Origin of the sequence: Moorena sp. SIO3B2, assembly GCF_010692525.1 — a bacterium.
GTDB lineage: Bacteria > Cyanobacteriota > Cyanobacteriia > Cyanobacteriales > Coleofasciculaceae > Moorena > Moorena producens.
In genome coordinates this window covers 1-12,030 of the sequence record NZ_JAAHHE010000194.1, presented here as the reverse complement: position 1 = coordinate 12,030, position 12,030 = coordinate 1, and the positions used below count along the sequence as shown (strand labels likewise).

Below are 12,030 nucleotides of genomic sequence, written 5' to 3'. Positions count from 1 at the left end.
TGATTCGGCAGAGGAAATCCCTGAAAGTTTAGAGGAAATTCTAGAGAGTTTAGATAAAATACCTCAATACTACAATGATCAGGAAATACCTATTATACAATTTGGCGCTCGTTTATTAGAAACTGAAGATATTCCCAACCCAATTGGTGTTCAACTAAAGCAATGGTTATACGAAAATGCCAAGCATGATTTGAGCCCTGGGACGGGGAGGACTGGGAAAAAATCCTGTCAAACCACCCATATCCTCCACCTCTCGGACCTCCACATCACCACCCCTAAGCAAGCTACCCTTTGGTCAAACCAACTCGCCCAAGACCTCAGCTACGAACTTCAAATCCCTGACCTTGATGCTCTGATCCTATCGGGTGATATCGCTAATTATTCCACTCCAGAAGAATACCAGGCTGCACAACAGTTTCTCGACAACCTCGGCAAAGACTTCCCCCTAGACCCAGAGAAAATTGTTATAGTTCCGGGTAACCATGACCTCAATTGGGAACTAGCAAAGCGGGGTTATCAGTTATTGGATCTCGAAGACTACGATGGTAAACCCAAAGAGGGTCACTACATCGAAGAGAGTCCAAATGTAATTCGAGTCCGAGATGAAGCCAAATACCAACAACGGTTTGCTCACTTCAGCCAATTCTATCAAGCTATCAAAGGTCAACCCTATCCCCTCGACTATGACCAGCAAGCCATTATCGACCATTTCCCAGAGCAAAACTTGCTGATCCTAGGACTAAACTCCGCTTGGGAACTGGATCATCACTTCAAAACCCGTGCTAGCATCAAATCCGGTGCTCTGGCCAACGCCCTGACCAAGATTCGCCGTAACCCAGACTACCGCAACTGCCCCTTGAAAATAGCGGTTTGGCACCATCCCCTCAATAGTGACGGAAGCGATCGCATTATTGACAAAGGCTTCATCGAACAACTGGCCGTTGCTGGATTTCGCTTGTTCCTCCACGGACATATCCATAAAGCCGAAACCAACCGTTTACATTACGACCTCAGCCGAGGTGGACGCAAACTCGACGGAATTTGTGCTGGCACCTTTGGCGCACCGAACTTTGAACTACGATCTGCTTATCCCTGGCAATATAATCTCTTGAAAATTAACGATAAAAAGCTTACTGTCTACACTCGCCGCCGGGAAGAACCCAATGGTGCTTGGAAACCTGATTCACGGTGGAGTCAGGGTCCGGGAAAAAATTCTTTGGATTATTATTGTATTGAGTTGTAATCAATTTTTGGAAAATCTATCCCTTAAAGTATTGAAGTAACTGTAAATGAATGTTGGAAATCCCCCTGGCTATCTCCTCAAAAAGATAAACAACGCACTGTGTAGTGCTTTTCCTGATGAAGATAAATTAGAGATGATGGTACTTTATGAATTAAATATAAGTCTGAAAGAGGTTGCTAGCGGTAGAAATTTAAAGCAAATCGTTCACGAATTACTAAATTATTGTGTTGCTCAAAATAAGTTGCCAAAATTAATTGATGGAGCACTTAACCAAAATCCAGGTAATTATGAATTAAAACAGCTCTATTCCGAAGAATTTAAAATTCCGTCTAGTTTACTTTCCATATTATTTCCTTTACCAAAAAATATTATCAAAGCAATGCAACAGGCTTATCAAGCTTGTTGTCCTAATAACTTATGGAATGATTGGGAAGATGAACTCCCTGACAGTTTAGCTGAAATTCTAAAAAACTTGGATGATATACCTCAATCAACTGAGAATGAAAAAATTATTGTAAAATTTGTCGCTCGTTTATTGAAAACTGGAGATATTCCCAAGCCAATTGGTTATAAACTCAAGAAATGGTTAGAAAAAAATGCTAATAACCCTTCTGATTTATTACCTCAAAGTAGCAGTCAGTATCAAACTTGTCAGCAACCCAACTTAGATGCACAACCTTATCTGCTTGTCAAGCTAGATTCCAGTAAGCAATATCACCAACAACGTCAACCTAATTATTTAGTCTCGGCTTGGTTCATTGCTGACCTAAGTAATTATGATTATTCACAAAAGAAAAAGGCTATTTTGTTAGGGACTCCACCAGCTCATGGAGAATCTGAAGGAAATGTCTTCTCTCTTAAAGATTTAGAAACTTTAATGGAGTTTTTTCTAACGCGGCAAATTTACAAAGACTATTCCTGTGATCCAATTATTGTATTTGTATTGCCTGATCAACTATTGAACCATGATTTTGAAAGAATTAAGATTAAAATTAGGTTTTATGAACGTACTATTGGTAGCAATTATTACGTATATATTCGATCGCTGGAACGTTTTAAACATTTTTTTAAAGATATTCATCATAATCCTGAAGAAAAACAATATGACAAGCCTTACAACACACAATGCATCGAAAACTGGAAACTACTAAACTCTAGTTGTGAAATTCAATGCCATGATTTTTTTGTTGATGTTAGTAATTTTAATAATCACAATAAATTGCTTGCTGATTTAGAACAAAGAAGAAGTAAAAAAAAAGCGATAGCATTAAAATCAAATACCCCCCCATGTGTTAATATAATTGAAGTAATTAACGAGAGTGCAACACCAGTTGCTTTATGGCTGAAAAAGAATGATTTTAAAACTATAAATTGTCAAGAGGAACTCGATAAATTACTCAATTGTAAAATAAATGAACTTCCCGAAAAGGTAAAACAACAACGTTCAGAAGCTTTTGGCGAAGGGAATAAACAAGAACATATCGGACACCATCTTGCTCTTTTGTGGGAAGACCCCTATCTACTACCACCCCAGATTAACTATACAACCATATGACTAATAAATCTCCCTATGACTAATAACTCTTGGAAAATATTTCGCGGAACTCCCGAACAACCACACAATGAAATTGAACGCCTGCCTGAGCCTCCTAGTTGGCGGAAATTTGACAAAAAAGAACGGGGTACAACCTATCAGACCAGGCCAGAGGAAATAGAGTTAGTTAATGCAGCGTTGTATCTGCGTCGTCCTTTATTAGTAACCGGAAAGCCAGGCACAGGAAAAACATCTTTGGCCTATGCAGTCGCTCAAGAGTTACAATTAGGAGAAGTGTTACGCTGGAATATTACCACTCGCTCCCATTTACAGCAAGGACTTTATAGTTATGATGCCATTGGTAGATTACAAGATGCTCAAGGAAGGGGCAAAGATAATTTAGCGGAAATTGGTAAATATATTCAATTGGGTCCCTTGGGAACAGCGTTACTACCCTCAACTTACCCCAGGGTATTATTAATTGATGAAATGGATAAAAGCGATATTGATTTACCCAATGATTTATTGACTATTTTTGAAGAAGGAGAATTTGATATCCCAGAATTAACACGAATCAGTGACCAGTTTCCAGACATTGTTGTCAAAACCTGGGATAATCAAACCACAACTATCCCCAGGGGAAAGGTAACCTGTGAAGCATTTCCCTTTGTAGTCCTTACCAGTAACGGAGAGAGGGAATTTCCCCCGGCTTTTTTACGACGCTGTTTACGATTAGATTTACGGGAACCAAATGAGGAGGAATTAGCAGCAATTGTAAAAGCTCATTTAGGGTTAGATACTCTTGAACAAGCAGAACCGATTATTGAAACCTTTCTCAAGCAACGGGATAAAGGAGACTTGGCTACAGACCAATTGCTCAATGCCATTTATCTGTTAACTAACACAGTCAATACACAAGATTCTCCCATGGTTGACTCTCAAGAAGAAGACAAAGACCAGAAAAAAGCAAAGTTAATTGACCGATTGCTACGGTCTCTCAGTAGTATATAGTGTTTATCATAGCTATGAGGTAAACAGGATTTTTTCACTCTTGTCTCTTGCCTGCTCCCTGCTCCCTGCTCCCTAAAACCCAGAGATTTGTAGGTCATGATTAGAAGAATTGCTATATAAGGGATATGATTGAAGAAGCGATCGCTATTCTACAACAAGCAGGATTTGATTTAACTGCTCGGGAAATAGCAGAAATTTTTTGGTTGGCTATTCATCTAGATCAGCCCATAGACCAGTCAGAGGAACCAGAGCAGCCATTACCACAGCAGCCATCCCAATCATCAACGGTATCTCAAGAGCAATCACAGCAACCACAGCAGCAATCGCAAGCATCAACGGTATCCCAAGAGCAATCACAGCAACCCCGAAATCAAACTCCAAATATCCAACCAGATACCAAAAAATCACCACCTAAAGCCAAAAAACCTGGTGCTGATGTTTATCTACCCTTTTCCAAACCTAACAAGACTAAAGAAAGTAGAGAAGCAATTCCGATTAAAGTCCCAGCAGCGGTAGCATTGAGAAATAGTCTGGCGTTGGGACGGGCACTTCGTCCGTTAATGCGGAACGTCCCATCTGCTACAGAAACGATATTGGATGAAGAAGCTACTGTTTACCAAATTGCCGAATCAAAAATTTGGCTTCCAGTTCTGAAACCTGCTTCCGAAAGATGCTTAGAGTTAGCGTTGGTGGTTGAAAAAACTAGTTCAACTGCGGTTTGGAAACAGACAATCATTGAACTGCAACATTTAGTGAAGCATCATGGAGCGTTTCGAGATGTACGCACCTGGGAATTAAGGATTACTGAAACAAAAGTCAACTTATTTCCTCAAACTAGCACGGGTCGGTATGATTCCACTCCCCATCCTCCCCAGGTATTAATTGACCCCAAGAAACAACGTTTAATTCTATTGGTTAGTGATTGTATTTCTGTGGCTTGGCGCAGACAATTAATTCAGCCAGTGCTAGAGTTGTGGGGACGCAATGGTTTACTGACTATCCTTCAGCTACTTCCTGAACGGCTTTGGGAACGCACGGCTTTAGGTTCAGAAACACCAGTGCAATTGCATTCTCTTAGTCCTGGAGTTGTCAATTCTCAGTTGATTGTTAAACCTTGGGATGAAGATGACATTGGACTTCTTTTAGAAGTCGGGAACAGGGAACAGGGAACAGGGAACAGTAAGTCTATTCAGAATAAATCCTCTATAAATGTTCCCGTGGTTACGTTAGAACCCTACCCCCTACTGGCGTGGTCACAGGTAATAGCTGGTCAGGGGAATGTTAGTACAGTGGGGTTTAACTTTGATGTATCCGAAAAGCCCCAAGCACAGAGAAGAGCAGTAGATGCTGAACTTACTCAAGCCCAACTCACAGCACCAGCATTAGTTAGTCGATTTCGTGCTACGGCTTCTCCTATGGCGCGTCGGTTAGCTGGATTAATGGCAGCGGCTCCGGTTAGTTTACCTGTAGTGCAACTCATTCAGCAAACCCTGCTACCAAAATCCGCCCAAATTCATGTAGCCGAGGTGTTTATGAGTGGACTGCTCCAGTCTATAACACCTGTAGACCAAGATTCAAATCCCGATTATATTGAGTACGAATTTAAGCCAGGGGTAAGGGAATTATTAGTAGATTCTGTACCCATTAGTAAAACCGTTTCAGTTATTGATCAGGTATCTGAGTTTGTCGCTAACCAATTAGGCTTATCACTACAAGACTTTGAAGATCTTTTACTGAAAACGGCAACTGCAAGTAATGATTTATTAGAAAAAAAAATTTGTACCTTTGCACACCTCAAGGCTCAAGTTTTAAGGCGATTAGGAGGGGAGTATGCTCGTTTTGCTGAAGAACTTATCAGAAATGAAGAGTTAATAGAAGAAGACAATAGTGAGGATAATAAAACTGCTGCTATCATTCCTTTTAAGAGGAAATCAATTCTTGTGGAAGCAATCCTTGAAGGGGAGGAGAATAAAACTGTTGCTAGTATTCCTTTGAATAGGAAACCAAAGCTTATCCAAGCAATCCTTGAAGGGTTTGTTGATGGAGTGCTGATTATAACTATTAATAGAAAGTTGCTTCACGCCAATGAGTTTGGACGTCAAATATGCTCTCAAATCTCTCAAGGTAAGTCAGAGATAAATTCTATCCCTGAGCCAATTTGGCGAATTTGCCAAGCATTAATTGATAGTCGTGAGTGGTTTGACGATCCCAAAGTAATTATGGAATCTGAACTTCAAGTGAACCAGTCAGTTAAGTTTCGAGTTAGGGTTAGATGGTTAACGTTAGAAGTATCACAAGAACCTTACCTGTTAGTCACTATAGAAGATCAAAATCAATCTTATCAAAATTCCACTAGCACTGATGCGCTCAAATATGGGTTAACTCCCCGGGAAGAGGAAATATGGTCACTAAGAAAAGCGAATTTTACTTATAGAGAAATTGCCCAGCAGCTATTTATCACCCTCAATACTGTTAAGAAGCACATGAAAAACATTTACGCTAAACAAAAAACAAGGATTCAGGTAGAAGAATTTATAAAACCACAAAAGCCGGTAAAAGGAACTCGCGTAAAAGTAGCTATTGATTAGTAAAGCAACTCCACCTATTGGTGCTGAAAAATTAAGCCAGTTGCCCAAATAAAAACTGGTATAAATGTTGCTATTGCACCCAAACTTGATTAATCAACTGGAGCAGAAAATAGAAAGATTAAAACTGGTTTTTAATCTAGATTAATCGAGGAACAATTAAAACCGCATTTTCAGCATTTATTGATAGTATGTAAAGGTTTGTTATTGAGATTTAGCATAGTCGTATAAACTAAAAATGTAGATGGAAGATTTTAAGAATGCCTAGTTTAACAGTCAAAGTTTTAGAAAGGCTGCAAGCACAGCATCCTGATTATCAGATGGAATTAGTAGGGGGAGAAATTCTTGAAACAGAAGATGCTCTTGCAGGACTGGCGAGGTGCATCGAGCCTAGCGAAAAGGGAAGGACGAGAAGAAGGGGAAAGAAACTTACTATTGCGACAGCTTGAGGGCCGTGTCTTGATGCAGTCGCTCATGGGGGAAATCCCCAAGACCGTGCTGCATTGGTTTTGGCAAACTAATCAGGAATGCGATCGCGTAGCGTCGGCTTCGCCGAATCCCATTAATCGAAGCCTTGACCAACCAAGACTTAGGCCGAAAAAGGAAATAGGGTAAAGAGTGTAACAAACTCCCTACTCCCTAAAACCCAAGACTTTATACCTCACCAAATTAGAACTCATCTAACTGTACCAATAAAAAAAAATCGGTCAAGTTTTGGTTAACCCCAATCCTTGACCGAATTCTATTGTGTAAGCCACCACAAATACAGCGGAGCTCAAATCTAGATACTGTTGATCAACGAATACATTCCTCAGTGGTCAGTGGTCAGTGGTCAGTGGTCAGCCGTCAGCTGTCAGCCGTCAGCTGTCAGCTGTCAGTGGTCAGTGGTCAGCTGTTAGCCTTTCGCTGATAGCTGTCAGTGGTCAGTGGTCAGCTGTTAGCCTTTCGCTGATAGCTGTTCGCGTAGCGTGCGCGTAGCGCTAATCGCTGTTCGCTGATAGCTGATAGCTGATAGCTGATAGCTAATAGCTGATAGCTGATAGCTGATAGCTGATAGCTGTTGGCTGTTGGCTGATAGCTGATAGCTGATAGCTGATAGCTGATAGCTGATAGCTGATAGCTGATAGCTGATAGCTTAAACATAACCGCCACAATTCCTGGTCGCCAGGGCGTAAAAACCCTGGCAAAACCCTATCCTAGTCTACATAGAAATAGCGAATCAAAAAGGTCATAACCTCACCAGGCTTTTCAGTAGGTTCTGGAGTGCTCCACTCGTCGGGATAGGCGTATTTAAGGCCATAGATGGCATTAATAGTATTCCGAACTTGTTCAGGAGAACCGATCAAAACGTACTTGACTTTCTTAGGTTTACGACCAGGGTTTTCAGGAGTTTGATTGTCATCGGAGTTAGGCGGAATGTTTTTAGTCATGACACGCAGTATCTTTAAATGGTGTATATTATTAATATATACATAAATTAATTAAATGTCAAGGTATTTAGGATTTTTTTTTATTAGGAAATTGAAAATATCTATAATAGTAAATAGGGCATAAGTAAGATATTGTTTTTCTAAGTGTGGGGATGGTATTTAGTGTGGTAAATTTGGTGAAATTACTAGATTTTTTGCTTAATTACAAAAGTAAAGATTATAAAGTAGGGTGGGCAAAGTAATATAATCATTAATACTCAAAAAAAAAAAACTGTTTTTGCCCACCCTACAAGCTACCTGTTCCCTATTCCCTGTTCCCTATTCCCTGCTCCCTATATCAACCTGTAAAACCATGAGATTCATCAGTCCGAAAACTGACTTTGCTTTCAAAAAAATCTTTGGATCAGATCAGAGTAAGGATATTCTGATTTCCTTCCTAAATGCCATGATCTACTCTGGTAATTCCGTCATCCAGGATTTAGAAATTATTGATCCTTATAGTGCCGGGGATGTAGTAGATTTAAAAGACACTGTCTTGATGCAGTCGCTCATGGGGGAAACCCCCAAGACCGCGCTGCATCGCTATCTGGATGTTAAGGCAGTATTAGAGGATGGAACTACTGTCATCATTGAGATGCAACTATGGAATGTGGAGGCTTTCGAGAAGCGAGTGGTTTATAACTTGTGCAAAACCTATGGAAATCAACTGAAATCGGGACAGGGATATTTCGATCTAAATCCGGTTATTGCTTTAACCATCACGGATTTTAAATTATTCCCCTCAACTGAGAAAGTAATTAGCTGTTTTTACTTTCAAGAGGAAGAAGACCACTTGCCTTATCAGGAGAACGAGTTAAAGCTGGTGTTTGTAGAACTCCCCAAATTTACTAAGCAACTGGAAGAGTTAGAAAGTGTGATAGATAAGTGGATCTTTTTTATCAAAGAAGCACCCAACTTAGAAATTATTCCTGACCAGCTCAGGGAAATCCCACAGCTAGAACAAGCCTTAACTATAGCGAATCAAGCGGGGTTGAGTGTCTCAGAAGTAGAAAAACTCCGCAAACAGGAGATGGCCTTGGAGGACGCGCGACGTGCATGGAGTTTCGCGAAAAGGGAAGGACGAGAAGAAGGTAGACTAGAAGGCAGACTTGAAGGACGAGAAGAAGGAAGAATAGAAGGACGAGAACAAGGTAGACTTGAAGAAAAACAGCAGATTGTTAAACAGATGAAGGCCGCTGGGTTACCCCTGAATGATATTGCTCAATATACGGGGTTGACTATCGATGAAATTAATCAGTTGTCCTAACAGAGTAAGAAAAAGTTCAAAAAAATACCAATTAACGTAGGGTGGGCAAAATAGTATAATCATTAATAATAAAAAAAAATATTTTTGCCCACCCTACTACTCTCCCCGATTCCCGATTCCCGATTCCCGATTCCCGATTCCCCTTCCTATATCCCTTAACTAATCCATCCGCTTTAAGCGCACCATAAAAAAACCATCCATCTTGTCTCGATAGGGCACAACTTTCAGCCAACCTTCTGGTGTTGAAAACTCCTTAATAAACGAAAGAGTAGGGGGTTCAATTTGCCACTGGGAATGACCTTCCAGAAACCATTGTATTACCGCCTCATTTTCTTGAGGATTTAAGGTACAGGTAGCATAAACTAAAACCCCTCCGGGCTTGACCCAAGTTGCGGTATGCTCTAACAATTCTTTTTGCAAAACAGTAAGTTCCTGGACTTTTTCTGGAGTCATGCGCCAACGCAGATCAGGACGTCGGTGAAGGGTACCATTACCGGAACAGGGAGCATCTAATAACACAGCATTAGCGACGTTAGTAAATTCAGGGCAATCGCGACTATCACCAGTACTGATCTGAATCGATTGTAATTGTAACCGTTGGGCATTCTGTTGGACTTTTTTGAGGCGGGAAGCTGAGCGATCGCATGCCCAAATTTTGCCCTGATCTGCCATTAATTCTGCAATATGAGTTGTCTTGCCCCCTGGTGCAGCACAGGCATCAATCACCACATCACCAGGTTGAGGGTCCAACAGATAACTGACCAGCTGGGCACTACAATCTTGAACAGTCCACCAACCCTCCTTAAATCCTGGTAGCTCTTGAATCGCACCAACACCACCCACAACTCGCAGTGCTTGGGGGAGCTGAGCTGGGTTGCTGAAAATAGGGATAATCTCACCATTCCCCTCGTCCTGGTGGGAGACCAAGGTCGGTACCCGCTGAATAGCCAGTTCAGCAGATTGCATCCCTGCCTCCACTTCCTCAATGGACACCTTGAGGGGATTTATCCGTAAGTCAATAGTAGGAGATTGGTTAAACCATTGACACAGCTGTTCTGTTTCCTCTAGTCCCAGCTGTTGTAACCACAGCTCGATCATCCAATCTGGAAAACTGTGTAAAATGCCCAGACGCTCCATATCCCCTTCTGGCAACTCCAAAGGGTCAGGGGAATTGGCAGCTAAACGGGCATAGTTTCGTAGTAAACCATTAACCACCCCTGCCAGTCCTTTGAAGCCATTGTTCTTAGCTAGGTCAACGGTGGTATTGACCGCTGCTGAAGCAGGAATTCGGCCTTGATAGCGCAGCTGATATAGTCCAAGGTGAAGTATAGTGCGCAAATCTGGAGGTTGTTGATTAGCTTTCTTTTTGCCCAACTGGTCAAGTAGAGCATCCAGAGTGCGCTGTCGTCGGACACTACCATAAACTAATTCTGTCACTAAGCCCCGATCAGCACCAGTTAACTGAGCTGTTTGTAGCACTCGATTCAGGGCAATATCAGCAAAAGCACCCCGCCGATGAATATCCCGGAGAGCTAGGAATGCTAACTGGCGAGGATTTTGTTTATCAAAGGTTGATGATTTATCTTGGCTCACAAACTCTGTACTCCTCTGGGTCTTACCTGATCAGCTATCAGCTATCAGCTATCAGCTTTCAGCTTTGAGCTTTCAGCTTTCAGTTATCAGCTATCAGCTATCAGCTATCAGCTTTGAGCTTTCAGCTTTCAGCTTTGAGCTTTCAGCTTTGAGCTTTCAGCTTTGAGTTATCAGTTATCAGCTTTCAGCTATCAGCTTTGAGCTTTCAGCTTTCAGCTTTGAGCTTTCAGCTTTGAGCTTTCAGCTTTGAGTTATCAGTTATCAGCTTTGAGTTATCAGCTTTCAGTCAAATACTGACCGCTGACGGCTGACCACTGACCGCTGACCGCTGACCGCTGACCGCTGACCGCTGACCGCTGACCGCTGACCGCTGACCGCTGACCGCTGACCGCTGACCGCTGACCGCTGACCGCTGACCGCTGACCGCTGACCGCTGACCGCTGAATGCTCACGCTAATATGCATTTATAGCAGTGATCAATTCGGTATTGATAACTGCTATAAATAAAATGGTTAATCCTTTTGAAACATTGGGTATGTCAGCCACCTCAACCCCTTTACCAGAAGCTCTTGCTCGGATTGTAGAACGTTTTCAGCGCCGCAAAGACCCCAAGCAACGGTATCAGCAGTTGCTGTGGTACGCCAAGAAGCTTCAGGCCATGCCAGAAACCGATAAAGTGCCAGAAAACAAGGTTCCTGGCTGCGTGTCCCAGGTTTATATCACTGCTAACTTGGATGATGGCAAAGTCTTGTATCAGGGAGACTCAGATGCCCAATTGGTTAAAGGGTTAGTAGCGTTGTTGATTGAAGGCTTGAATGGACTGACGCCAACAGAGATTGTCAACCTATCTCCTGACTTTATTCAAGACATAGGATTGAATGCTAGTTTAACCCCTTCTCGCGCTAATGGATTTTACAACATTTTCCAGACCATGAAGAAAAAAGCCCTGGGATATCAGTTGGGAATGTCTTCGAGAGAATTAAATTGAGGGATTTTCCCTTCTATTTTCCCCACACCCGGTCACCCACCCCGGACCGAGGATTAACTGACAAGACCCTTGAAATGCTGATTGTCCCGTAGGTTGGATTACGCGATCGCTAACCCAACTAACACCTCACGCTTGGTTGGGTTTCGTTGCCTCAACCCAACCTACGCCATGATCTAAAGTCAGTCAACCAGCTCTGTTCCCGATTCCCGATTCCCGATTCCCGTTCCCCTCCTGGGAGGGGTTAGGGGTGGGTTCCGATTCCCGATTCCCGATTCCCTATATTTGAGTAAATCCAGACTAAATTAAGCCTGAAACCCTTGTATAAACTGGGTTTCAGGTG

The 12,030-nt window shown here is 42.0% G+C and carries 12 protein-coding genes; 7 read left to right on the top strand and 5 right to left on the bottom strand.

Annotated features, from left to right (window positions below):
- From F6K38_RS27075 to F6K38_RS27055, 5 genes are all read left to right on the top strand, one after another.
- Positions 1–1,243 (top strand): metallophosphoesterase (locus F6K38_RS27075; protein WP_287358168.1); only part of this gene is annotated, 1,243 nt, incomplete at its 5' end.
- 46 nt (positions 1,244–1,289) lie between these two features.
- Positions 1,290–2,798, top strand: coding sequence for a VMAP-C domain-containing protein (locus F6K38_RS27070; RefSeq protein WP_287265781.1), 1,509 nt, complete (start codon positions 1,290–1,292; stop codon positions 2,796–2,798).
- Between the two features lie 15 nt (positions 2,799–2,813).
- Entirely contained in the window at positions 2,814–3,788 is a 975-nt protein-coding gene (locus F6K38_RS27065) for an AAA family ATPase (RefSeq protein ID WP_287265782.1), read from the top strand.
- Between the two features lie 125 nt (positions 3,789–3,913).
- Positions 3,914–6,376, top strand: a complete 2,463-nt coding sequence (locus F6K38_RS27060) for an SAV_2336 N-terminal domain-related protein (protein WP_287358166.1) — start codon at positions 3,914–3,916, stop codon at positions 6,374–6,376.
- A gap of 257 nt (positions 6,377–6,633) precedes the next feature.
- Positions 6,634–6,822, top strand: a complete 189-nt coding sequence (locus tag F6K38_RS27055) for a hypothetical protein (RefSeq protein WP_287358164.1) — start codon at positions 6,634–6,636, stop codon at positions 6,820–6,822.
- On the opposite strand, the gene F6K38_RS27050 is transcribed toward F6K38_RS27055, so the two are convergent.
- The 3 genes from F6K38_RS27050 to F6K38_RS27040 all read right to left on the bottom strand — a co-directional run bounded on the left by F6K38_RS27050 (position 6,806) and on the right by F6K38_RS27040 (position 7,803).
- Positions 6,806–7,000 carry a hypothetical protein gene (locus F6K38_RS27050; RefSeq protein ID WP_287358163.1) on the bottom strand — a complete coding sequence of 65 codons (195 nt, stop codon included), beginning with the start codon at positions 6,998–7,000 and terminating at the stop codon, positions 6,806–6,808. The two genes, F6K38_RS27055 and F6K38_RS27050, sit on opposite strands and share 17 nt — an antisense overlap.
- A gap of 303 nt (positions 7,001–7,303) precedes the next feature.
- Complete coding sequence (locus F6K38_RS27045) at positions 7,304–7,516, bottom strand: hypothetical protein (RefSeq protein ID WP_287358161.1); 213 nt, start codon at positions 7,514–7,516, stop codon at positions 7,304–7,306.
- A 53-nt stretch (positions 7,517–7,569) separates the two neighbouring features.
- The gene (locus tag F6K38_RS27040) at positions 7,570–7,803 is read right to left on the bottom strand and encodes a hypothetical protein (protein WP_009149134.1); all 234 of its coding nucleotides are present in this window, start codon (positions 7,801–7,803) and stop codon (positions 7,570–7,572) included.
- 352 nt (positions 7,804–8,155) lie between these two features.
- Here F6K38_RS27040 and F6K38_RS27035 point away from each other — a divergent pair, with 352 nt between their 5' ends.
- On the top strand, positions 8,156–9,109 hold the full coding sequence (locus F6K38_RS27035) for an Rpn family recombination-promoting nuclease/putative transposase (RefSeq protein ID WP_287358158.1): 954 nt from the start codon (positions 8,156–8,158) through the stop codon (positions 9,107–9,109).
- Between the two features lie 159 nt (positions 9,110–9,268).
- On the opposite strand, the gene rsmB is transcribed toward F6K38_RS27035, so the two are convergent.
- The gene (rsmB, locus tag F6K38_RS27030) at positions 9,269–10,702 is read right to left on the bottom strand and encodes a 16S rRNA (cytosine(967)-C(5))-methyltransferase RsmB (protein ID WP_287358156.1); all 1,434 of its coding nucleotides are present in this window, start codon (positions 10,700–10,702) and stop codon (positions 9,269–9,271) included.
- Positions 10,703–10,977: 275 nt separating this feature from the next.
- Complete coding sequence (locus F6K38_RS44425) at positions 10,978–11,166, bottom strand: hypothetical protein (protein WP_287358153.1); 189 nt, start codon at positions 11,164–11,166, stop codon at positions 10,978–10,980.
- 71 nt (positions 11,167–11,237) lie between these two features.
- Here F6K38_RS44425 and F6K38_RS27020 point away from each other — a divergent pair, with 71 nt between their 5' ends.
- Positions 11,238–11,690 (top strand): SufE family protein, encoded by a 453-nt coding sequence (locus tag F6K38_RS27020; protein ID WP_287314508.1) that lies wholly within the window; start codon positions 11,238–11,240, stop codon positions 11,688–11,690.
- The last annotated feature ends 340 nt before the right edge of the window (positions 11,691–12,030 follow it).

What these genes read in the sequence shown, in the direction of transcription:
- F6K38_RS27065 (WP_287265782.1), top strand. Translation starts at nt 2,814, where the DNA reads ATGACTAATAACTCTTGGAAAATATTTCGCGGAACTCCCGAACAACCA.
- F6K38_RS27040 (WP_009149134.1), bottom strand. Translation starts at nt 7,803, where the DNA reads ATGACTAAAAACATTCCGCCTAACTCCGATGACAATCAAACTCCTGAA.
- F6K38_RS27055 (WP_287358164.1), top strand. Translation starts at nt 6,634, where the DNA reads ATGCCTAGTTTAACAGTCAAAGTTTTAGAAAGGCTGCAAGCACAGCAT.
- F6K38_RS27035 (WP_287358158.1), top strand. Translation starts at nt 8,156, where the DNA reads ATGAGATTCATCAGTCCGAAAACTGACTTTGCTTTCAAAAAAATCTTT.
- F6K38_RS44425 (WP_287358153.1), bottom strand. Translation starts at nt 11,166, where the DNA reads ATGCATATTAGCGTGAGCATTCAGCGGTCAGCGGTCAGCGGTCAGCGG.
- F6K38_RS27060 (WP_287358166.1), top strand. Translation starts at nt 3,914, where the DNA reads ATGATTGAAGAAGCGATCGCTATTCTACAACAAGCAGGATTTGATTTA.
- F6K38_RS27045 (WP_287358161.1), bottom strand. Translation starts at nt 7,516, where the DNA reads ATGTTTAAGCTATCAGCTATCAGCTATCAGCTATCAGCTATCAGCTAT.
- F6K38_RS27020 (WP_287314508.1), top strand. Translation starts at nt 11,238, where the DNA reads ATGTCAGCCACCTCAACCCCTTTACCAGAAGCTCTTGCTCGGATTGTA.
- F6K38_RS27070 (WP_287265781.1), top strand. Translation starts at nt 1,290, where the DNA reads ATGAATGTTGGAAATCCCCCTGGCTATCTCCTCAAAAAGATAAACAAC.